Raw genomic sequence first — 23,092 nt, forward strand, 5'->3', positions numbered from 1 at the left:
CGCTAAAAAAGTAGGGCCGTACTGGCAAGAACCTTACGCCGCCATCTATTGTGCACTAGTAACTGTTAAATGACTATGCGTTTGCCTGTGCGCCGTTATCACCTGCCCGATGTGCGCCGCCGTCGTTCTTATCGCAAGTTCATTGTATGGCTCAAGCGTCTGCACATCGGACCCGGCAGCACGTCCGTGTATGATGTGATAGATCGGCTAATTCAAGAGATTAAGTTAGATAGCGTTACCAAGCGGGCCAGTTATATGGCCTTCAATTTTACGGTGGCACTGTTCCCAACAATCATCTTTTTGTTTACGCTCATTCCGTACGTTCCTATCCCAAACCTGAACGTAGATATTCTCCAGTTTTTGGGCGACCTGATGCCGCGGGAGATGTACGCTGCTACGGCTACTACCATCGAGGATATTGTCAATATTCCCCACGGAGGTCTGCTATCGTTCGGTTTTTTGGCGGCCTTGGTACTAAGCTCCAACGGTATTATGGCGCTGCTCGATGCTTTTGAAAAGAAGTATCCATCATTCAAACGCCGCACTTATCTACGCAAGCGTGTCATTGCCACGCTGCTAACCGTGGTGTTGTCGGCGGTGCTGCTGGTGGCCATTGTAGGTATTTTCTTTGGCACGTACATCATTGATGCATTGGTTTTTAATGAGGTAGTTCCAGAGCAGTTTACCTCCCAGCTAATTACGCTGATCAAGTACGGCTCCTTGGTTGGGCTCTTTCTGCTAACTACTTGTTTGGTCTACTATTACGTGCCGCCGGTGCATAATAAGTGGCCCTTTGTGTCGGTGGGGGCCGTGGTAGCGACGCTGCTCATCTTCGTGGTTTCGTTCCTATTTATTCTTTACGTGAAGATCTTCGACAGCTACAACCACTTTTACGGCTCCATCGGCACGCTCGTGGGCTTCATGGTGTGGCTCGACTTTGTGTGCATGACTATTATTCTCGGGTTTGAAGTGAACGTTAGCATCGATGCGGCAACTGGTCGCCTTAAGACCGTACTAGCTGATACTAAGCGTGTAGCAGCGCACGGAGCCCGTAGCTGAAAAGCTAGGCCAAGGATTTTGAATAAAAAATACGTTCCGCTTCTTGTTAATTATCCGCTGCCGTTTACTTTTGCGGTCCCCAAACACGCTTCTTGGGGTCTAGAGAGGTGGCAGAGTGGTCGAATGCGACGGATTCGAAATCCGTTATACCGGCAACGGTATCGGGGGTTCGAATCCCCCCCTCTCTGCAACGAGTAGCTAACTAGCTGCGTAAGAAGAGTACCCTCGTGCAAAAACGTATTCTGTACGTTTCTATACAAGTGGTTTATTAGAGGAGTGGCAGAGTGGTCGATTGCGGCGGTCTTGAAAACCGTTGAGGGTTAAACCTCCGGGGGTTCGAATCCCTCCTCCTCTGCAAAAAGCCCCGTTTCCGAATAGGAGACGGGGCTTTTCGCTTTTCAGGGGTACAGCTAAGGGTACAAACCTAGTTGACCCACCTTCCTACACCTTGTACAATGGCTGCTTATCTTTGAAGTAGCCAACCAGAAATAGTTGCCAGCTTGCTTTAGAGGGCAAAAGGCCCGCTTTGGCATTCGACAGAGCGGGCCTTTTTCGTTGGTGTCGGATCCTATTTGAGGGAGGAGAAAAAATAAATTGTTTTTAGACGTACACTAAGTACACTATCTGCACTGCTAATGTGCTCTAGTAAGCTGAAAATGATGTTTTAGTCAATGCACTTTGCTTTTCGAAAGTGCACTGCAGAGAAGACAAGTTGCCGTCTTGAATAGGTCGAACTACCCACGCTGGTTACAACCGGTAACCTAACCCCACGCCGATCACTCTTACCAGGGATACTCTTTGGGTACGATAGCTCGACACCAAAAGGCCTACGTGGGTGTCTACCAAACAGCGCTGCCCTAGTGCCCAATGGCGACCAGCCCGCAGCAAGGGTCGTACCGATAAGACACGAAGCGTTGGGGAGAAAGCTAAGATGCCGTCATCCGTAATGCGAGTACGCTGCAGGCCAGTCCTTAGACCGGCCCCGACGAACCAACCAACCAAGGCTGGTTTGGAACCTTGCAAGTAATAGTTGAGCGAAGCGTCAACAACTAGTGTGGTAGAACGGTACCTTCTAGAGATTGGCCCATGGAGCGTCCCTGTTTCGTCTACGGTGTTATAGCTATAACGATAGCTGTTGTGATAGCCGCCTAGACTGGTGCGCACACTCCAGCGGGGGCGGACCGGTGCTTCATAGCCCAAGGCCGGCACGAATGGCGAGCTAATGCGCAGCGTATGCAGCGTGAGCAGGTGGCGGTGGGGAGCCGCCGTCGAGTCAGGAGTGGTGGGGTGCGCTGCATTACCTAGGGGAAGCGCCAGTAGGAAGGCGCCATAGCATAATGTAAGCATGATGGTAGGAGAAAAATAAGGGATAGGTAACAAGGTATAGATCGCAATCTGCTAGACGATGATGAAAGCAGCATTGGACAAGAACGCATAAGTACGGAATACTCAACTATATTATTGTTCAAGAACTGTCCTTGTAGAAGTTTCTGTTTCCCTCCCCATCGAGACATAGGAATAGCAGTTGATGTAACTACAAACAAAAAAGCCTCGGCTCTTTAGCTTGAGGCTTCTGAATAGAGCAATGTTGCTGCTCTAAGAAAAAATAAATTGTTTTTAGACGTACACTAAGTACAGTGTCTGCACTGCTAATGTACCTTCGCTGCAAATGCAGTTTTACTCCGTGCACTTTGAGAGTTGAAAGTGCATTGCTGTTGTTCTTGCAAATGCCAGTATCGCTTGTAACGTCTTTTAATTCGACGTTTAAGTAATGTTAGGGACCCAACAGTAGATAAAATCACTCGCCAAGACTCTATCGAAAAGCAGATCTAAGACTACTGAATTGTACCTAGTACTGTGCTCGGTGCAAGCCAGCAGTCGGCTGTACAGGATTCTCCGCGGGGCATGAGGTAGCTGAGTTGTAGCCGCTACAGGGGCCGTGGCCGTCGCCCTACAACAAGGCACTCCCGCCGTACTGCGCGTTTTTGGAGCGTAGGCCATCCTAATCGGGCTGATTCAATTAAACCTAGTCTAGTTTCGCCGCCAGACCCTAGGTGGCCAGTGGCCCATGATACTAAGCGGAGGACAGTCGGCGATTGCCGGCACTTCCTTCATCCTCCTGGCCCATGCTCCCTCGCAGGAAATAGTAAATCTGGCTGGGTACGCCGCCTTCGGAGCCTTCTATTTCCTGCTCGCGGCTAGGCAGTTGCGTCTCATAAATTCTGCGGAGTCGCCGCGCTAGACGCCTAAGCAGGTGCGGTTGGCGAACCGGCTACTGACAGCGAAAGACAACGGGCAAGGTATAAGCCACGCGCACAGGGCGACCGTTGACGCGGCCAGGCCGCCACCAGGGCATAATGCGCACCAAACGGAGCGCTTCTTGGTCGAGCCCGGCCCCGAGCCCCCGTACCACTTTCGGGTCCAGAATCCGTCCTTCCTCATCGACCACAAAGCCGATGTATACTTTGCCGGAAAGGTTGCGTTGCAGGGCTTCGTCCGGGTAGTGCACCTTGGCTTTGATAAACTGGAGAAACGCCTGGTCACCGCCGGGGAAAGTCGGCATCTCCTCGGCAGTGTAATATACCAGTGGGTCGCCTGTGGCAGGTTGGGTGCTGGGCAGCGCCGTGACATGTTCCCCCGCGGGGGCGTCCAGCGGGGCAGATAAAGATTGAGCTAGCAAGCGCTGGACCGAGAGAATAGTCAGCGCTAACAGCGTACGCGTTCGAGGCATAAGACAAGTGAGCAGGTAACGACTGCGTCTTAGCACAAGAAATATACCCTACCAGCAGCGGCAACATCACCTCTTTGTTATGATTGGGCAGGGGGGCACGGCCAGGGCAAAGGGCGCTGGAACAGGAAAAACAACGGCTGCTTGGTTACACCTGCTCGGTGTTCTTAGCCGCGGGATAGTACACCCTTGCCGGTCGTGCGTGCTAGGCCGCTGACACGGCCAAGGGTGCTGCTGGCTCTTCTTCCTCTGGGAGCCACGCGTCGAGCAGGCGCTGACACAGCGGCACCAGCGGCGCGAAGAGCAACACGCCTGCTACGTTGAAGAGCACGTGCGCGTGGGCAATCTGCCGGGCGACGTCGGCGTGACTGGCTAGGCGCAGCACGAAGGCGGTGAAGGGCGTAATTAGCAAGAGCCCCAAGGCAATAGAAATCAAGTTAAAACCTAGGTGAAACAGCCCCGTTTTCAGCGCAGCGCGGCCCCTTCCAATGGTGGCCAGCAGCGTATCAGAACAGGTGCCTAGCTCTGCACCTAGCATCACCGCAATGCCCGCGGGCAGCGTTAACAAGCCTTTGGCCGCGAGCTTAATCACCATGCCCAGCGTAGCCGACGAGGACTGAATGAGCAACGTGATCAAAGCGCCCGCACCGGCGCCGCGTACCGGATTTTCAAGCTTGAGTAGCCACGCTTGTACGCCTTTGTATTCCTTCAGAGGCGATACGGCTTCGCCAATGATGTACAAACTAAAAAACAACAGCCCGAAGCAAAACAGCGCCCGTCCGATCGTACGGCCCTGGCGCTTTTTGCTTAAAGTAAGGAGCAGCAAACCCGGCAACATGGCAACCACGGCGTATTGTCCAAGGTCGAAGGCGAAAAGCTGGCTGGAAATGGTAGTGCCAATGTTGGCGCCTAGCACCACCCCCAGCGAATTGCGAAAAGGCAGCGCCCCGGCGCTCACCAAGGCAATAGCTAAAATGATTACCACGGAGGAGGAATCCAGTAAGGTCGTTACCACCGTGCCGGTGAGGATGGCCATGGGCACCGTTCTGGTGAAACGGTCGAGGGTCTTCTTTACTCGGTCGCCAGCTACGTGCTTCAGCGCCAAGGCTAGGCGACTCACTGCGTACAGGAAGAGCACCAAGCCACTGACCCCGAGCAAAATAATGGATATTAACGAAGAAGCCATATGAACTGAGCAGGTGAGATTTACCACCTGTAAGTCATCCAACGTAGCGGCTCAACGAGCGGGCACGCCGCCGCCATGAAGAAATTGTTACCGAACTGCTACTACCTAGGCCAGTGAAGGCTAGCGTGCTTTGGCCTCACCAAAACAAGCCAGCATAGCGATAAGCATAGAGTAATAGACTAGTGGCGGCTAGGTCACCTAGGGGGAGGAAAGCAAAAACTGTCCACTTATTCCCAGATAAGACAATCCGTGTGTTTACGAAAAGCTTGACAGAGTACACGTAGCTAAAGCTGCCGCGAAATGCGCTGAGCTGGTTTGCGTACAAACGCGTGCTTCCCTGGTGTAGAAGGCCCTATTCTCCGTGGGTAGGATGTAGTGATCGAGAGCTCCTACGGATCAAGCGGGTCGAATGGGTCAGGTTGACGGGCTTCGGGCACGGGCTGGCACGCGTTGTCTGTTTCCGACACCCGTTGCAAGTTGCTGTAGGGTACGTAGCCTAGCTCGCGGCGACAGCGGGTTTCCATCCCTAGAATACCGCGGCTTTGGCGGGCATCGGTAACCGTCAGCAAGGGCTTATTGGTCGGGAAGCCGAAGGCATACAGCATGCGCACGGTGTTGCGCAGGTTGGTGGTGGTGTGCCGGGCGTGCGGGTCAATGAGTACCGCCGTTTCAGGCAGCCCTAGGGTTTCCACCATGTATTTCTTCATCTCTACCGCTTCGCAGTAGGGCGTTTTGTTTGGGTGCACATGCCCGCCCGACACGACCACGAAAGGCGCCTGCCCGGAGCGGTAGCGCTCCGCCGCAAGCCGGCACCGATACGCACCCATAGAATCGAGCGCCACGCCGGGCTTGCTCGGGCCACTACCGGGCACCAGTATAAGGCTGTAAGTATACCGCGCCCAATCGGTGCGCGACACGGCGGCCTTGGGCCCGGCGTTCAGGCCTGCTACCAGCGGCTCGTAGCGCGCAGCTTCGTCGCGCCCGTTGAGGCGCATCGCCAGCAGGCCAGCTCGCAAGGGCAGATGATAGAAGGCCACTGGGTGACGACGAGTGGTCTGCGTGAGCGGTCGGAGCTGCTGACGAACTTGCTCTGCTAGGTAGGCGTCGCGGCGAGCAAAGCTGCTGGAGTCGATGACTGGGTAGCGCGGAGCGGCATTCGCAAGGTACACCCGCAAGATGCGGTTGAGCCCTTGGGCGGCATCTTGCCAGGCAAGCCGCAGCACTGCCGTGTCAGGCCGGGAGGCATAAAGTGGGTAGCTGCCCGTTTGGGTAAATATAGACGCCACCGCTGCTCGGAAGCTAGCATTTGTAGCGTAGAGCTGCTGTAGCTGCTGCCCAACCGCGCGAATTTCCCGTGGCTGCCACACCAGCGAATCGACGTAGTGCGACACTACCACCGGCTGCTTGCGCAACACTTGGTAGCTGCGCTGTGCTTGTCGGCGCGCCAGTTGTTGCAGGCCCGTTGATTCTTGCAATGCGCGCCGCAAGGCTGGTTGAGCCTCCATGAGCGCGAGCAACGGAAAAGTCTTGGCCACAATGATCGAATCGACGCGGGCAAGGCTAGGTTGAGCCGGCAGAGCTTGTCCGTACCCGACGTGGGTAAACAGAAGCAGCAAGCTACACAAGCAGGCTAGCCGACATTGGTTTAGAAATTCCGTGAGCATACAGGACAACAAGCTAGGAAGGCGGCAAAATGTATGGCTCGGCAACCTACGTTAGTCAGGCGAAATAGTCAGCTCATTCGGCATCGACTAGGGCAAACATAATGGCATCACAACACTGCTGTAACTATTAGATAATAGTGGTGTCGGTCCTTTGCAGCCGCTAACTACCGCTTGGCAAGGTGCAAGCTGTTTGGGTGTAACGCCCTGTTAATCAGCATTGCTTTGGCTTCTAATTCGTTGGCTCATGAAGATGCTCTTGTTGCTCGCGTCGGGTCTGACGGGAGCCTTTTTCTACGCCACTATCCATCTGACGCTCACCGCCTCCACGACCGTTAACGCATTGGGCGCCTGCCAAGGAGCGAGTTACCAGCGGGGCCAAGTGTACTTGTATGGCGACCGGGAAGTGGGCGTCATTCGAACCTACACCGCCGGGCTAGATTCGCTAACGTACGCCGGGCAAGAAGTAAAGCTGACTGAAAAAGGCCAAGACGTTATCAACCACCCCACGGGCATCGCTTGGAACGGGCAAGGTCCCACATTCATCGGTAACAGCATCCGCCTGAACCCCGAGGGCACAAAGTGGCGGGCTGTTATCTACTGCGTCGATTGGGCAGGGCTGCTCCGCACTGGCACGCTCGACGGTAACTTGCTCAACACCATCGAGGATGACGCCTGCATCCAAGGCACCCGCCCCGAATACGTACAGTACCAAGGCAAGCAGTATGTTGCCACGGCCGATTATGGTGACCACGGCAACGAAGTGCGCCTCTACGACCCCGCCCGCCTAGCCAAGGCACGCAAGACCAGCGAGCCGGGCGTGCTGGTCAAGAAGTTTGCCTGCTCGCCTTGGGTGCAAAACCTCCATTGGGTTCCGGCCCAAGGCGTGTTGGTACTGATTCAGAACCAAGTAGAAGGCCGGCGCTGGCGGTTCACGTTCGTGGACCTAGCCAAGTCGCTAGCGACGGGCCATGAGGTCGTCCGCAAAGTGGTGGATGTTGATAAAACTGATGAGCTAGAAGGCTTTACGCTGCTAGGTGATGCTGCCACGGGCCTAGCCGTAACGTCTTCGCCCCGTGATAATGCGCATTTCATGCGCTTGGCTTGGTAGAAAACGGCCCTACCAACCTTCCCTGTATTCTTTCACAACCAACCCCTAGGTCTATTGACATGCAAGGCTACTCCATTCCGTTGAGCCGGTTGCTGGTGCTACTCGCGCTGGGCAGCGTGCCCACCTATCACGTTGCGCACGCCGCTGAGCTGCGCACCACGCGGCGCCCGGCCCGCCTCGTGCGGCTAACCGGCACCGTGACGGACGACAAGAACGAGCCCATTCCGGGCGCCAACGTCATTGAAAAGCAAACTCGCAACGGCACGGCCACCGACGCGCAAGGGCAGTTCAGCATTGAGGTAAATCCGGGCGCGACGCTCGTCATTTCCTCCATCGGCTACGCCACACAAGAGCTTGTAGTGGGCTCCCAATCAACGTATACCGTCAGGCTGAAGGCCGAAACAAACCAGCTCAACGAGGTAGTGGCCGTGGGCTACCAAACGCTGCGCAAAAGCGACCTGACCGGCGCGGTGGCCGACGTGAAAGCTAAGGAGCTAAACACCACCGCGCCCACTCTAGGTCAGGCGCTGGTGGGCAAGCTCGCCGGGGTGCAGGCCGCGCAGGTGAGCGGTGCCCCCTACGTGAGCACCAAAATCCGGGTGCGGGGCATTGGCTCCATCAATGCTAGCTCGGAGCCGCTCTACGTTATCGACGGCTTCCCGGCCGCTAACGACGTGTTTATCAACCCCAATGATATTGAAAGCATCGACGTGCTGAAGGATGCCGCGTCGGCCGCCATCTACGGTTCGCGGGCTTCGGGTGGGGTGGTGCTCATTACCACCAAGCGCGGTAAGGAAGGCAAAGGTCGGCTGGACTACGAGTATCAGTTCGGCGTCAACCAGCTCGCTAAAAAGGTAGACCTGCTGAATGCCAGCGAGTTTGCCCAGCTGATGATTGACGCGCGCAACAACACGTACCGCGACCTAGTGCAGAACAGCGGCCGCCCTTGGAACGACGGGATGTTCTCCGACAACAACGCCACCCGCATCGCACGGGTCGGCAACGCCGGTTCGGTCAGCATCCCCACCGACATCTACGACTTCACCAACCAAAAGCTGATTGCGCCGCAGTACAACACCGACTGGCAGGATGAGCTGTACCGCAACGCGCCCCTCAACCGCCACAACCTCACCTTCTCGGGTGGCAGCAACGGCGTGCGTTACCTGCTTAGCGGCGACTATCAAACGCAGCAGGGCATCGTGGTGGCTACGAAGCAAGACCGGGTGAACTTCCGGGCCAATATCGACGGAGACGTTGGTAAGAAGCTGAAGGTCGGCGCCAATGTGTTCGTGACCTCTACCAACAACCGCGAAATTCAGGAAGGCCGCTTCAACCAAGGCCCCATCCTAGGGGCGCTCATTTACCCATCGACGTTCCGCGCCCGCGACGAAAACGGCAACCTCGTGAAAAACGAAGTAGCTGCCCAGCAATCGGCTTACGGCTACCAGACCGTGGAAAACCCGGTGGCCCTAGCTGAAGAAACGAAGATTACGCGCAAAGGCTTACGTGGTACCTATAATGGCACAGCAAGTTACGAGGTGCTGCCGGGGCTAGTGGCGAAAGCAAACGTGGGCTTGCAGACCTACAACGAGAAGTATGAGTACTACCTGCCCACGAGCTTGAGCAGCGGCAATAACCCGCCCTACTCGCCCCAGGCCATTGCGGCCGCCACCGCTACTGCCTTGACGGTCAATACTCAAAACGTGCTTGGTGAATTTACGGCTACCTACGTGCATCAATTCGGTAAGCACAACCTGAACGGCCTAGTGGGCTATACCGCCCAGAAAACCAACCTCGACCAGATCAGCGTGTCGGCGCAGGGCTTCCAGAACGACGCCGTGCCGGAAATCACCGCCCAGGGCGCCGACCCAACCAACTTCTTCCAAAATTTTGCCGGCAGTGGCCAAGGCCTCACGGGCACGAGTACCGCCACCAGCAGCGTGGGCTTCACCGGCACGGGCAAGCAAGAAGAAACGTTGCTCTCGTACCTAGCCCGGGTGCAGTATAGCTACGATGAGCGCTACTTCCTGACGGCCGCCTTCCGCACCGACGGCTCCTCGCGCTTCGGCCCGGCCAATCGCTGGGGCAACTTCCCCTCGGTGTCGGCGGGCTGGACGATTTCAAATGAGTCGTTTTACAACAGCTGGCTCGGGGCGGGCTCTACGCTTCGCCTGCGCGGCAGCTGGGGCCTGACCGGCAACTACAACATTCCGCTTTATGGCTACCAGCAAACCATAGCCAGCCCGACGGGCGCGGTATTCGGAGCCGGCACCATTCAAACGGCCTATTACGCTGGCGCGCTCCGGGACCAAAAGCTAGGGTGGGAGTCGACGTCGCAGTTCAACCTAGGTCTGGACCTTGGCTTGTTCAACAACCGCCTGACGCTCGTTACGAACGGCTACCTGAGCTACTCCTACAACTTGCTGTTCAACCAGCCCATTTCGGCTATTTCGGGCACTACCAGCATCCTCACCAACCTAGGTGATTCGCGCATTCGCAACAAAGGCCTAGAGTTTCAGGTGGATGGCCGGGCCGTGTCGACCAAAGATTTCAACCTGAATCTGAGCGGTAACATCTCCTTCAACCGCAACCAAGTGCTCGATATGGGCGGCTCGAACACCATTCAAGTGGCTGGCGCTGAGCGCTCCTACATCACGCACATCACCCAGGAAGGGCAACCCGTGGGTATGTTCTACGGCTTCAAGGTAATCGGCATGGTGCGCCAAGCCGACATGGACAAGCTAGCCGCCGACAACGCCGTGTACAACGCGGCTACTCAGTCGTTTCCGGCTGGTTACGTGCTGCAAGGGCCGGCCCGCTCTACGGCTTCCACCAACCCGCTCCGCCCCGGCGACCTGCTGTTTGAGGACGTCAATAAAGACGGCGTGGTGAACGACGCCGACAAGCAAGTAATTGGCTCGCCCTATCCGAAGTTTACGTACGGCTTCTCGCTGAATACCACCTACAAAGCCTTGGATTTCAACGCCTCGTTCAACGGCATTTATGGCAACCAAGTGCTTGACGGGCAGGATTATTACCTCTACAACATGGAGGGTTCGGGCAACCAGTACTCGGTGGTAACGGAGCGCTACCGCTCCGAGGCTGAGCCAGGCAACGGGCAGGTGTACCGCGCCTCGCGGGGCGGCACCCAAAGCAACAGCACGCGCCTGTCGACCTTCTACCTGCAAAACGGCTCGTACCTGCGCTGCACCAACTTGACCCTAGGGTATAACCTGCCCGTGGCGCTGGTGAGCAAGGTGCACGTGAGCGGTTTGCGCGTGTACGTCAACGCCAACAACGTCTTCACCCTCACCAAATACAAGGGCTACAACCCGGAGGTGGACTACAACAACGGCTCGAACCTAGCCCCCGGCGTCGACTACGGCAAGTACCCTTTGGCCCGCGGCTACAACCTAGGTGTGCGCGTTTCTTTCTAAGTCGCTTTGCCCTAGTTCGCTCGCTAGTTCGCTCGCTAGCTCGTGAGCGACCTAGGGTAGCTTCTTCATCCCTCATCAACCGAAACTATGCTACGTTTCTTTCCTACTAAATTTCGGCGTACTTGGCCCCGCACGGTTTCGGGCCTTACTTTGGTGCTGCTGTGCGGCTCGCTGGTGCTTGGCGCGTGCCGCGAAGATTTTCTGGACCAAGATAACCCCAACGCCATTCCGGCCACCGACTATTATAAGTCGGAAAACGACGTGCTGCTCGCCTTGAATGGTGTGTACCAGGGCCTGCGCAGCAACAGCGGCATTGCCGAGAGCAGCGGCCTGTACTCGGAAGAACGCTCTGACAACACCGGTACCAACGACAATCAATCGAATGCGGGCGAGCCGTTTCAGTTCAACGCCTTCTCGCTGCTGCCAAGCAACTCGTACCTACAAACGCACTGGACGGCCCTCTACCAGATCATCACGCGGGCCAACAACGTGCTGGCCGGCTCGGAAACGGTGACCTTCGCCAAGCCCGAAACCAAAGCGCAGTACCAAGCCGAGGCCAAGTTTATCCGGGCCCTGATCTACTTCGAGCTAGTGCGCAAGTGGGGCGATGTGCCGCTGGTAACCACGCAACTCACCACGCCGGAACAGGCGAATACCAACACGTTCCGGGAGAAGAAAGAAACTGTATACGCGCAGATTGTAGCCGACCTAACCGACGTGGTGAACAGCCCATTGCCCGACGTGCAAGCGGCTGCCAACACGGGGCGCGTGTCGAAGGTGGCGGGGCAGGCCCTGCTAGGCAAAGTGTACCTAACCATGGCCACTACGCTCGACCCAGCCAACCGCACCATCAACCTGAACCAAGCCAAAACGTACCTGACCAACGCCTACAACAAGCGCACGTTTGGGCAGCTAAAGGAAATCCCGTACGCCGACGTGTTCGACGTGGCCAAGAAGTCGGCGAACCCAGAAGCTATTTTCCGCATCGTGTACCGGCAGGGTGACATCAACTATTCCTCGCGCATTGCGGCCAACACCCAGGCGCAGGGAGAAACCGTTAACTCGCTGCGTCCGAATACGGGCGTGGGCGGCAACGTGACGCCCGACCTAGTGAAGGACTACGAAACCGGCGACGTGCGCAAGGAGTTCTCCATTAAGTACGCCAACGCCGCCGTCGTGCGCGATTACTTCATCACAAAGTTTCGCGACACCAGCGCAGCCGCTGGCACCAACGGCTACGGCGGCAACGACTGGCTCCTGCTCCGCTACGCCGACGTGATTTTGATGCTCGCCGAAGTAAACCTCTACCTAGGTGACGTGGCCGCTGCTACTGGCCTGCTCAACCAAGTGCGCGAGCGGGCCGGCTTGCCGCTCTACGCAGTAGCCAGCGTTAACCCAGTCTATAGCGCCAAGTATCCCACGCTCAAGCTCGCCATTCTGCACGAGCGACGCGTAGAGCTAGCCTTCGAAAACCAGCGGTGGTTCGACTTGCTACGCTTCTTCACGCCTGAGGAGTTGGTCGCCTATTTCCGCACCAAGAGCCAGGCCGACTTCGGGGCCGCGCAGCTCTCGAACTTCGGCGCCAAGGATTACTACTATCCCATTCCGTTCAACGAAGTCAGGTTGAACCCGGCGGGCATGTACCAGAACCCCGGCTATTAAGGGCGTGTCCAACTAGGTGTTCCAGCAAAGCAGATGTCCTTTTGCCCAACGGGAGAAACCTCGCATGCTGACGCTAGATGGCGCTACCTGGAACAAGCAAGATTTTTTCCGTTGGTCGAAAGGACAACTTAGTTGAATAGCTTAAGCCCCTAAAGCATGGCATAAAGCAATGTACCTAGGGTGTACAGTAGGTACCTCATTCAAGTAGGGCTTCGAAAGTCGCGGAAGCGCTTTTGAAGCCCTATTTAGCATAAAACAGGCTGCCGCCGCACCGCTACATTTCAACAGAAAACCTAGCCTATTCCCTTTTATGATTCGTATTTCCTTGATTCTTCTCAGCATTCTTCTCGTCGGAACCACGCAAGCCCAACAGCGCCGGGTAGATGGCATTATCCGCAGCTTGCGCGACCCTGCTAGCAAGCAGGTATTGGTGGTGGCTCACCGCGGCGACTGGCGCAATGCCCCGGAGAACTCCTTGCTAGCCATCGAGTACGCCATTGAGAAAGGCGTGGATGTGGTCGAGATTGATTTAAAGAAATCCAAAGATGGCGTGCTCATACTCATGCACGACCAAACCATTGACCGCACAACGTCGGGCAAGGGCAAACCCGAGGACTACACCTGGGCTGAGCTACAGCAGCTCACCCTCAAGAACCCGCACGGTGCGCCCACGCGCCAGCGCATCCCCACCTTCGAGCAGTGCATGCTAGCAGCCAAAGGCCGGGTGATGATCAACGTCGACAAGGGTTACGACTACTTCCAGGAAGCCTACGCCGTGCTGGAGAAAATCGGGACAGTCGACCACGCCATTATCAAGTCGAGTGAGCCGTATGAGAAGGTAAAGGCTGAGAATGGCAATCTGCTCAGCAACAAGCAGCTAGCCTACATGCCCATCGTGGACCTAGGCAAGCCCAATGCCGCCACCATGCTGCGCGACTACGAGCAAAAGCTCAATCCCGTAGCCGTCGAGGTGGTCTCGCCACCGACAGTGCGCTGCTGCGCTCCAACTACCAACTTATTCCGAAAGACAACGGCCGGATCTGGTACAATAGCTTGTGGGCGAGCCTTGACGCCGGCCACGACGATGAGCGCAGCGTGGAAGAACGCCAGCCCGAAGCGGGGTGGGGCTGGCTCTTGGCGCACGGAGCCACTATTATCCAGACCGACCGCCCCGCCGAGCTAATTGCGTATCTGCGCAAAAAGAAGCTGCACCCATAAACACCCATGCTCGACGTGAGCACCTGCTACTAGGGGTTAATACTCAACGGAAACTAGCTACCTGCTTCGATACTAGCTCGGGGTGCAAGCCGGCCTGAAAAAACATTTTCAAACAGCCGCTTGGTACCAAGCTAGCTGTGGTTCCTCTATCGGACCTTGCGCACTGAGGAAAAGGATTCATCGATCCATTAATGACTCTGAAATCGCGCTGTGCCGTGGGCACCACCTTGCTGCTGCGGCTGCACCAGACTGTGTGCACTTCAAATGCACTGCATGCCGGCACATGTACTGCCTGAGCCGCGTGACCGTGTTAGTAGTAACGCCACCTAGCTAGTAGGTCATCCGCAGTAATCCTAAGCCGACCCCAACTATAAATTTCCCAACCAGAAGAATAGTACTGCGTATACTTGCAACATAGTTTCATATGATATTCTTCACTTCTTACTACATGAAGCGAGTTCCTCTCATTTACCCTATGCTGTCCTTAGGGCTACTAAGTTTTAGCCTGCTGACCGCCAGTTGCCAGAGTTCACCGGAAAAGACAACCGGAGCAGCTACGGAAACAACTTCCTCCGCTACCGCTATTACACACGATCAACTCGTGGTCGACCACCAAAAGATGGAAGCCGATCATCGCACGATGCAGGAGGCAGATTCCGTAATGGAAACGGACCACCAGCAAGCTGTAGCAGCAGCAAAGGCCGCTGGAATCACCGATAAGCCAGCTTTTGCCGACTTAGAAAAGCGCCACAATAGCTTGATTACGCAGCATCAGCAGGTTGTGGCCCAACATGATGCCGTCTTGAAGCGCCATGCGGAACTAGAGCAGAAGCACGCCAGTGGCAACGTTACCGATGAGCAGATGCAGCAGGACCATGCCCAGATGAAGACCGAAGACCAGCAGATTCAGCAAGAACACCAGCGGCTAGTCAACGATCACAAAAAGATACAGGCGGAACACCAAACCTTGCTAGCGGCCAAGAAATAAATCGCGACACTGTCTTACACCCCTTGGTGGTAGAACGGCGGGTCTATTATATGTAACATTGTTGCATATAATAGACCCGCCGTTTACCTTTGTTACGCGGAACAACCCTGTTCCGCTGCTGCCTTTATTCGCGTGTTCGCTACTGCCCGTATGCTGCTTCTTGTCTTGGCAGCGTAGCGACTCGGTTGCAGACCGGTAGGCCTCACTTCTAGGAATATGAAAACACAATGGATTCGTTTAGCCGCCGATTATGGCGGCATACTAAACAGCAGCTTGTGCCTGCTGCATTGTGTAGCGGGCCCCTTACTGGTCACATTTTGGGGCGTGCACCATCATCCGACGGCGCAATGGGAACGTGTGTTTCTGCTAGCTAGTGGGCTGCTAGTGATGCTAGCTACCTGGCGCATGTCTGCCACGAGGCTACGGATAGCGCTCTGGGGTTTCTTCACGTTGTTTGTGGGAGCGAGTCTGTGGGAGGGCCACTATCCTTGGCTGGAAATCGTGCAGTATGGGGCCTCAGCGGGGCTGATCGGCACGCACCTGCTGAATATGCGCTATTGTCGTCGGACATGTGCTTAGGAGATACTACTCCGGTTTGTTCTCGCTGACCACGGTAGTACTGATCATCGTAGTAGAGGGCGTAATATCCTGCACCAAGAAGCTCAGTAGCAGAAGTTGGTATAACTAAACAAGAGAAGTATAAAGAGCTTTTTCTTAAACGAGAAAAACGCACTACTAGGGCGAAACATCGAAAATCTGTTGCTCACGCCCCAATGGGTTGATGCGACGCGCGCAGTCGGCATACATCGTTTGCACATGCAAGCCGTTGTCGGTACCTTATGCGTGAGGGCAACCGGCGGCGCAGCAAGCGTGTGCTTGGACGCTACCTTGCCTAGGTTGTTGCTACCTTTTGTTTTGCCTATGAAAGCGGGTGCTCTGCTGCTGTTCTTGCTGCTACCTACTTGCCTGGTGCGCGCGCAACAGACGGCAGATCTAACGGCCTTCAACCCTAAAAGTGGCGCCACTGCCTTGGTCCGACAAGGGCGATTAGAAGTAAGTTGGCCCGCATCCGGCGCCGATCGTGGCAAGGTAGTGCTGAACCTAACGGCCAACGCTCCCCTTTTTCGCAGCATTCAGCTCCGCACACGCGGCCACAACCAAGTTATTGCCCGCAACCTAGAGCCCGCATTTATTCTAACGGTAGGGAAGCGGGACCTAGTGTCGCAGAATGGCTGGAATATTTTTTTCGACAAGGTGCCTCAGAAGCCCTTTCGGGCGTACCGGCTAACCCGCGACCACCTAACAGCGGCAGTCAGCAGCACGGGTGCGCGCACCACAGTAACGCTCGGCGGGCTGCATGCGCCAGGCTTTAGCGGCCAGTTGGAGCTGACGCTTTATCACGGTAGCCCGTTGTTTAACGTGGCCGCTGTGCTGACGACCTCGCAAGATTCAACGGCCATTCTCTACGACGCAGGCCTAGTAAGCGCGCAGCCGAACTGGCGTAGCGTGGGCTGGGCCACGCCCGACGATCAGTGGCATAGCATTCCGGTCGGTGCTACGGATAGCAGCCGCAATGTGGCCGTAAAATACCGCACGGTGCTGGGCGAAACCGCCGGGGGGAGCTTGGCAGTATTTCCGGCGCCGCACCAGTATTTCTACCCTTTAGATGAAGCGTTCAATCTGAAATTCACGTGGTTTGGCACCAACTACCGCCAGCTGCTGCCGGGTTACGGCCTAGGTATTCGGCAAGACCTGTACGGTGATAAACGCTACGTGCCCTGGTTTAATGCGCCGCCGAACACGGCGCAACGCTTGCACTTTTACTGCTTGCTCGGTGCCGGCTCGGCGGCCAACCTGCTGACGCAGGTGAAGCGCTACACGCACGACGATACGTACGCCACGGTGCCGGGCTACAAAACCATGGCCAGCCACTTTCACAACGAGTACGTGATGCAGGCTCTGCTGGCTGGCAAGCCAGAAGCAGGTGTTCCAGAGTTCGTGCGATTCTTCAAGAGCGTAGGTCTAGACATCGTGCACCTAGGTGAGTTTCACTACACCGCCCACCCGAAAGGCCCGGACGACCAGCGTCTGCGGGAGCTAGCTACTTTGTTTGAGCTATGCCGACAATCGTCGGACGAGAAATTTCTGCTCTTGCCGGGCGAGGAGCCCAACGAGTTCTTGGGCGGACACTGGCTGGCCTTGTTTCCTCGGCCAGTCTACTGGGTAATGGCCCGCAAGCCGGACGTGCCGTTTGTGCAGCAGGATGCCCGCTACGGTACGGTGTACCACGTTGGTGACAAGACGCAGCTGCTGGACTTGCTACAAGCCGAAAACGGCTTGGCTTGGACGGCTCACGCGCGTACTAAAGGGTCGGTGGGGTACCCAGACGAATACAGGAAAGAGGCGTTCTTTACCGCCGACCGCTTCCTCGGTGCCGCCTGGAAAGCCTTGCCCGCCGACCTTTCCCAACCCCGCCTAGGCAAACGGGCGCTGGACCTGTTAGACGACCTCAACAATTGGGGCACGCAGAAGAAGATGCTGGCGGAAGCGGACCTGTTCACCGTCAACTTTGCCAATGAGATGTACGCGCACCTGAACGTCAACTACGTGCAGCTGCCGGCCCTTCCTGCTTTCCAGGCGGGCTGGCAGCCGGTGCTAGATGCGCTGCAACAAGGCCGGTTTTTTTGCTCTACCGGTGAGGTGCTAATTCCGCAGTTTACTGTGGCTGGGAAAAGCGCGGGCGAGACGGCGAAGCTCCCTCATCCCGCCCAAACGGACGTGACGTTTGACTTACGGTGGACCTTTCCGCTGGCCTTTGCCGAAATCATCTCGGGCGACGGCCAGCGGGTTTATCGGCAACGGGTAGATCTGAGCAGCACGCAGGCGCTCGGCCAGCAGGTGTTCCACGTGCCGGCCGATCTAACCGGTAAAAAATGGGTGCGTCTAGAAGCGTGGGACGTGGCCGCCAATGGCGCCTTTACCCAAACCGTGTACCTAGTTAACTAGCTGGCCGCGACACGTATGCGCAAAATCAGGAAGCTCAAAAAAAGTTGAACACAGCAGGTTTGTCCTAGGACGTGTAGTGGCAGGGCAGCTACAAGGATACAAAATGCTAGAACTCCTGTCGGCATAGCTCAAGGTATTTGGAACGAAGCAGCAACGGTAAGGTCCTGCTAAGAATGTGGCTTGCACAGGAAGAATGCTAGCTGCTTATCTGCGCGGTACGCGTGTGGGAGTAAGGGCGAAAGCCGTCAGACCGTAAAGTGCTAGGTGGCTTAACGGCTCTGCCTGCTGCCATGTATGCATCCGCCACTGGCTCATACGCACAGCCTTACGCGGGTTTGCCTTCGGTTAGTTGGTGAAGGATAGTGGCCGTATCGACTACAGTGGCAAACTCCCCCTGCAGACTAGCTAGTGCAGTTTGGTGGATGAGTTCGGCCCCAAATGTTTGTGCCTCAAGGCTCTTTTTGGGGAACGTAGCACTCGCATCGGCCACTAAGAAGGTATCAAACCCAAAATTGCCCGCCATACGGGTGGTGGTCGAAACGCAATGATCGGTGGTCAGGCCTGCAATAACCAACGTCGTGAGGTGCTGGGCCGCTAGTTGCGCGTGGAGGTCCGTCCCAATGAAAGCACTGTTGACCTGTTTTTGAATTACTGTTTCGCCGAAGACGGGACGAACTTCTTTCTTAAAGGCATGACCCGCTTGCCCAGGTCGCAAGGGGGAAGCTGGATCAGTAGAACAATGCTGCACGTGGAAAATGGGCAATTGTTTAGCGCGCCAGTACGCTAGCAGCCTAGCAGCGTTGTGCTCCGCATCGGGGTTGTTGCGCTCACCCCAGTACGCTAGGTTATCGAAGCCTTGCTGTATATCAATCAGCAACAAAGCAGGCTTAGTGGTTGGCAAAAGCGGCATACGATGGATGCGTATAGGAAGACGTAGGTAGATGGAAAAAGCATTCGATCGTGCAGCGGAAACACCTCCGGTTGGCTGGGTATTAGATAATTATCCGCGTGACCTAGTTATGCCGGAAAAGGCTCCATCACTCTTGCATTCTCGTTTAGCGCGGTTAAATTATGCGGGTGTTATTGCCGAAGCAGTAGGTGAGGGGTGTGCATCGGGAGGGAGTAGAAACCAGGGAAAGCACCGTGCCGAATAGGACCTTGCTAACCTCAGGGCTAGTCAAATAATCGGAGGAGAGCGGGCCGCAGAGTCATGCCAAAACTAGGAAAGCTCATTACGGCTCACTTTCGCCAAACGGATTTCCACTTATCTCAAGCGGATTTTTGTCATCAAACGTTTGGCAGGACTTTCTGCCTGGGACATCAACCTTGCTTTAAGCATAACGTGTTGGCCGCGCCTGCGCGGTAGACGCAACAACTAGTTGCCGTCTGCCTTGCTTTCCTGTATTGGTGCCTTGGTAAAAGCTTCGCGCGTCTCTTCGAAAGATTCTAGCTCAGTATCAGAAGACAGGCTTAGCCATGCCATGCTGGTCTAACGGATGATCCTTTTTGCTTTGGGCGCGAAGCAAGCTAGGGCCACAAGCCTGGAATGCAACAAGCCGGGCCTTAGCGAGATGTCGCTTACCAGACTAAACCTAGCTTTAGACCTACCTCTGGCAGTACTTCCAGCTTACGGGTGCGAATCTCCGAGCGAAAACCTGAGGTCCGTTCCGGATTGTAGACTCCCAGGCCTAGGTTAACATCTACGAGTCCGTGCCCGCCCAAACGGCGTTGCAGGCCCCATTGGGCTGTGCCGGCCGTGTACTCGTATGCGGCCTGATACCCGTTGCCTTCCTGCCATAAACTAGCCGTTTGCAAAGCCCAGTAGTTGCCAATGCCCGCGCCAGTACGGCGGCCGCGCTGCTGCCGGCGCGGCTGGTTGTAGTAGTGCCGCACCCCCGCCTCAAACCCGCCAACCCCTAGCTGCACGAGGTTTGGTTGCCCCACACTCACCAAAAAGCCGCTCAACCCGTTCGCGTACACACTCCAACCTGTAGGCAGCGCATACTCTAGCCCGACTACTAAGGGCACCGTTCCTACGGAGTACGCCGTGGGGCAAGGCCGCGTAAAGCCAGTTGTTAGTTTAACTAACAGCGCCTTTTTCGTGGATACTGGGCTGCCACCGGGAGTTGTGGTGGAGTCAAGCGTTTGCGCTGCGGCCCCTACGCTCAAACTCATTAACAGGGCGCTGCACCATGTAAAGGTGGGTCGTACCATTTCTCGTTGACGACTAGAATCGGAGGTAGTGGATGGAAGTTTTCGTGGCATAGCACGCAAAGCACGACTACTGGAAGTAACTTAACTGATGGCCCGGACGCCGTTACGCCGCCTGGGACTGCCGGCAAAACTACCTCCCAAGCTACGCCCCAACCTTTGCCAGCGGGATTCCCCTTTTTCTCTGCCGGATTAGTTTAAGTGAAAGGTCTTTTTCCTTTGCGCGGGTAGGATGGATTGGTTACTGTGAACTTTGATGCGCTAGCCTCCAAGGTTGACAAATGCAAAAACACTGTCTGCTTATCTATCTTCGGATCTCTCAAGGGAGAGATGATAGCCCTAACGGATGGTAAAGTTGCCACTCAAAACTGCGATATCTCCAGGTTCAGATAAGAGAGCAAAACCACTCATTTGTAGCTCGAAGTACTCACTCGTCCTTGCAGCTGTTTCCCCGAATAAGTTATCAGGCGCTGCCAACAGGGCGTTTTCATGAGCTTGAGTGTCGAATGCGAAGATCAAAGCTTTACTTATGCAAAAAGCCCCGTTTCCGAGTAGGAGACGGGGCTTTTTGCTTTTCAGGGTATCGCTAGGAGGAAGGGTTCATTGAGCATCCGCTCTTTGCAGTAGCTAACCGGAACTAGTTGGCCTCGATGGTTGATACTAGCTCGATTACGTTGCCGTACAAGTCAGCAATGAAGCCGCAACGCTTTCCGATAGCTGGCACGTTGAATGATTCTCGAACAACCTCAACCCCACGGGTGCGCAGTACCGCTAACGTTTCTTCAACGTTGTCAACCTCTAGGCATAAGTGCTGGAAGCCCGAACTAATTAGGTGGGAGGGAGCTGGTTGGGTGTTTGGGATTCCGCCGCTCAGCACTTCTAGCCAGAAGGCATCATCATTCGCCGGTGCCAGAAAGGCGAGCTGCAAGTCGCCTACTGTCCATTGTTGGAGCAACCGGAAACCTAGCTTCTCTGTGTACCATCGAATGGTTCCTTCGTAATCGGGGGTGCGCAGCCCGACATGAGCGGCGCGCATTTTTTCGTTGATGCCATCCGACGTTTTTTGCGGCATCTCAAGCGGTGTAGTGTCTATTGGGTTTTGCATGTACTGCAGGTTGAGCGTCGCCGTTTTCGACGAAGTGTGATAAGCAATGATAAAGCCCGAGGCGACTGAGCTAGGTAGTACAAAGGTCTAGGTTGCCCGAGCGAGATATATGGTGAATATTTCCGCAGCAATGGTGATTGTTTCAGCTTTTGTAGAAGCTTCGGGCCGTGCCTGCGTGTCGTTGACGCCTTGCGCAATGCAGCCAAAAGCTAGGTAGACCCTCACCCGTATTCTAAGCGCGCCAGTATCAAGGCAGGCATGAATACTACTGTTGAGGTTACAACTATGCTTGAGCTTTTTCGTATATGTAGTAATTTTCCTATATAAGGAAGTTTGTAAGTTGCTACTTGCTGTTTGACACACCTTCGGCTAAGTAGTTTACGTCTTTGCATTTCGCGCTCTACTTTCATGTTAAAAAGGCTACTCTGGATCTTGGTCTGGCTGGTATTTGCACCAGGCTCGGTATCTGCCTATTCCGTGCTTACCCATCAAGCAAATGTCGATTCGTGTTGGCGTAGATGCTTGGTACCCTTACTGAACCAGCGCTATCCGGGCGCGACCTATGAGCAGTGGAAAGAAGCCAAATCGTATGCGTATGGCGGCTCCATTATTCAGGATATGGGTTTCTACCCCTTCGGCTCGCAGCTATTCACCAACCTAGCGCACTATGTGCGCAGCGGCGACTTAGTGCGCAACCTCCTCGACGAAGCGCACGACCGCAACGAGTACGCCTTTGCCCTAGGTGCTTTGGCGCACTACGTAGCCGATATAAAAGGCCACTCAGAAGGAACAAACCGGGCTATGGCGTCGGTGTACCCCGAGCTAGCGGCTAAGTTCGGTAACTTTATTACGTACGAGGAAGCCCCTAAGCAGCACACGCAGCTAGAGTTTGCTTTCGACGTGGTACAGCTCGCCGCTGGCCGCTACCGCTCCGATACTTACCACGATTTCATTGGCTTTCAGGTGAGTAAGCCTTTGCTGGAAAGAGCCTTTTACAAAACCTATGGCTTGGAGCTAAGCAAGGTGATATTCAATATAGACCTAGCCGTAGGGAGCTTTCGATTTTCGGTGCAGCAACTTATCCCGACGGCTGCTCGTGCGGCCTGGCACGCCGAGCGCAAGCAAATTCGCAAGCTCAGCCCGCGTGCTCGACGCCGGGACTACGTGTATCACCAAAGCCCCCGCGAATTCCGGCGTGAATACGGCGTAGCGTACGAAAAACCCGGCTTTGGGGCGCGTCTGTTGTCTAAATTGGTGGCCGTGCTACCGAAAATTGGTCCGTTAAAGCCTTTTGCTTTTCGCTTGCCTACGCCCCAAGCGCAGGAGTTTTTCAAGCAAAGTTTTGCGGACGTGATGCAGGACTATTGCATGGCGCTCAAACGCGAAGAAAATGCCAGTGCAAAAGGTAAATCACCGGAGCTGCCAAACTACGACTTCGATACCGGGCACGCGACCAAAGTAGGAGAGTACCCACTGGCCGATGAAACGTACGGGGAACTGGTGCGCAAGCTAGCCGAGCACAAGTTTGAAAATATTGAGCCCGAGCTACGAAAGAATATTCTGAGCTTCTTTGAAGGGGCAAAAACGCCAGCCGCAGAAGACGAGAAAGAAGCGAATACTATTCGCCAAACGCAGGAGGCAATTAAGGCTCTGCGAGCGACGAAGGGAGCAACGGGCGGCTAGGGCTGAGCCCAAACTAGGGCGTTAAGCTTCGCGCGAA

General features: G+C 55.5%; 16 protein-coding genes, 2 tRNA genes and 1 pseudogene. 12 read left to right on the top strand and 7 right to left on the bottom strand.

Going from position 1 to position 23,092, the window contains the following annotated elements:
- Nucleotides 1-75 precede the first annotated feature (75 nt).
- From BXP70_RS15605 to BXP70_RS15615, 3 genes are all read left to right on the top strand, one after another.
- Nucleotides 76-1,059, top strand: coding sequence for a YihY/virulence factor BrkB family protein (locus tag BXP70_RS15605; RefSeq protein WP_086595071.1), 984 nt, complete (start codon nucleotides 76-78; stop codon nucleotides 1,057-1,059).
- A gap of 101 nt (nucleotides 1,060-1,160) precedes the next feature.
- A tRNA-Ser gene (locus BXP70_RS15610) sits at nucleotides 1,161-1,247 on the top strand.
- 82 nt (nucleotides 1,248-1,329) lie between these two features.
- Nucleotides 1,330-1,414 (top strand) — tRNA-Ser (locus tag BXP70_RS15615).
- 392 nt (nucleotides 1,415-1,806) lie between these two features.
- Here BXP70_RS15615 and BXP70_RS29510 read toward each other — a convergent pair.
- The 4 genes from BXP70_RS29510 to BXP70_RS15630 all read right to left on the bottom strand — a co-directional run bounded on the left by BXP70_RS29510 (nucleotide 1,807) and on the right by BXP70_RS15630 (nucleotide 6,637).
- On the bottom strand, nucleotides 1,807-2,406 hold the full coding sequence (locus BXP70_RS29510) for a hypothetical protein (protein WP_143436523.1): 600 nt from the start codon (nucleotides 2,404-2,406) through the stop codon (nucleotides 1,807-1,809).
- 925 nt (nucleotides 2,407-3,331) lie between these two features.
- Entirely contained in the window at nucleotides 3,332-3,790 is a 459-nt protein-coding gene (locus tag BXP70_RS15620; protein ID WP_086595024.1) for an energy transducer TonB, read from the bottom strand.
- Between the two features lie 202 nt (nucleotides 3,791-3,992).
- Nucleotides 3,993-4,973, bottom strand: coding sequence for a Na/Pi cotransporter family protein (locus BXP70_RS15625; RefSeq protein ID WP_086595025.1), 981 nt, complete (start codon nucleotides 4,971-4,973; stop codon nucleotides 3,993-3,995).
- Between the two features lie 389 nt (nucleotides 4,974-5,362).
- A complete protein-coding gene (locus tag BXP70_RS15630; RefSeq protein WP_086595026.1) occupies nucleotides 5,363-6,637 on the bottom strand; it encodes a YdcF family protein in 1,275 nt (424 codons plus the stop codon).
- Between the two features lie 244 nt (nucleotides 6,638-6,881).
- Between BXP70_RS15630 and BXP70_RS15635 the strand changes: the two genes are divergently transcribed.
- The 8 genes and pseudogenes from BXP70_RS15635 to BXP70_RS15665 all read left to right on the top strand — a co-directional run bounded on the left by BXP70_RS15635 (nucleotide 6,882) and on the right by BXP70_RS15665 (nucleotide 18,056).
- Entirely contained in the window at nucleotides 6,882-7,745 is an 864-nt protein-coding gene (locus BXP70_RS15635; protein WP_086595027.1) for a hypothetical protein, read from the top strand.
- Nucleotides 7,746-7,804: 59 nt separating this feature from the next.
- On the top strand, nucleotides 7,805-11,182 hold the full coding sequence (locus BXP70_RS15640; RefSeq protein WP_086595028.1) for a SusC/RagA family TonB-linked outer membrane protein: 3,378 nt from the start codon (nucleotides 7,805-7,807) through the stop codon (nucleotides 11,180-11,182).
- 87 nt (nucleotides 11,183-11,269) lie between these two features.
- Nucleotides 11,270-12,844: a RagB/SusD family nutrient uptake outer membrane protein gene (locus BXP70_RS15645; RefSeq protein WP_086595029.1), complete on the top strand. Its 1,575-nt coding sequence runs from the start codon at nucleotides 11,270-11,272 to the stop codon at nucleotides 12,842-12,844.
- A gap of 310 nt (nucleotides 12,845-13,154) precedes the next feature.
- A pseudogene (locus tag BXP70_RS31055) lies at nucleotides 13,155-13,670 on the top strand (glycerophosphodiester phosphodiesterase family protein); the annotation flags it as partial.
- Between the two features lie 212 nt (nucleotides 13,671-13,882).
- Nucleotides 13,883-14,062: a hypothetical protein gene (locus tag BXP70_RS31060; protein WP_394334992.1), complete on the top strand. Its 180-nt coding sequence runs from the start codon at nucleotides 13,883-13,885 to the stop codon at nucleotides 14,060-14,062.
- 448 nt (nucleotides 14,063-14,510) lie between these two features.
- The gene (locus BXP70_RS15655; protein WP_143436524.1) at nucleotides 14,511-15,050 is read left to right on the top strand and encodes a hypothetical protein; all 540 of its coding nucleotides are present in this window, start codon (nucleotides 14,511-14,513) and stop codon (nucleotides 15,048-15,050) included.
- Nucleotides 15,051-15,266: 216 nt separating this feature from the next.
- The gene (locus tag BXP70_RS15660; RefSeq protein ID WP_086595031.1) at nucleotides 15,267-15,629 is read left to right on the top strand and encodes a MerC domain-containing protein; all 363 of its coding nucleotides are present in this window, start codon (nucleotides 15,267-15,269) and stop codon (nucleotides 15,627-15,629) included.
- A 342-nt stretch (nucleotides 15,630-15,971) separates the two neighbouring features.
- Nucleotides 15,972-18,056 (top strand): CehA/McbA family metallohydrolase domain-containing protein, encoded by a 2,085-nt coding sequence (locus BXP70_RS15665; RefSeq protein WP_086595032.1) that lies wholly within the window; start codon nucleotides 15,972-15,974, stop codon nucleotides 18,054-18,056.
- Nucleotides 18,057-18,381: 325 nt separating this feature from the next.
- Here the strand turns inward: BXP70_RS15665 and BXP70_RS15670 are convergent, their stop codons facing one another.
- The 3 genes from BXP70_RS15670 to BXP70_RS15685 all read right to left on the bottom strand — a co-directional run bounded on the left by BXP70_RS15670 (nucleotide 18,382) and on the right by BXP70_RS15685 (nucleotide 21,372).
- Entirely contained in the window at nucleotides 18,382-18,966 is a 585-nt protein-coding gene (locus BXP70_RS15670; protein ID WP_086595033.1) for a cysteine hydrolase family protein, read from the bottom strand.
- Nucleotides 18,967-19,634: 668 nt separating this feature from the next.
- On the bottom strand, nucleotides 19,635-20,231 hold the full coding sequence (locus tag BXP70_RS15675) for a hypothetical protein (RefSeq protein ID WP_086595034.1): 597 nt from the start codon (nucleotides 20,229-20,231) through the stop codon (nucleotides 19,635-19,637).
- Nucleotides 20,232-20,904: 673 nt separating this feature from the next.
- Nucleotides 20,905-21,372 carry a VOC family protein gene (locus tag BXP70_RS15685; protein ID WP_086595036.1) on the bottom strand — a complete coding sequence of 156 codons (468 nt, stop codon included), beginning with the start codon at nucleotides 21,370-21,372 and terminating at the stop codon, nucleotides 20,905-20,907.
- A 522-nt stretch (nucleotides 21,373-21,894) separates the two neighbouring features.
- Here BXP70_RS15685 and BXP70_RS15690 point away from each other — a divergent pair.
- Nucleotides 21,895-23,055, top strand: coding sequence for a zinc dependent phospholipase C family protein (locus BXP70_RS15690; protein ID WP_179197711.1), 1,161 nt, complete (start codon nucleotides 21,895-21,897; stop codon nucleotides 23,053-23,055).
- The last annotated feature ends 37 nt before the right edge of the window (nucleotides 23,056-23,092 follow it).

The sequence above is a fragment of the Hymenobacter crusticola genome (genome assembly GCF_002154225.1).
GTDB lineage: Bacteria > Bacteroidota > Bacteroidia > Cytophagales > Hymenobacteraceae > Hymenobacter > Hymenobacter crusticola.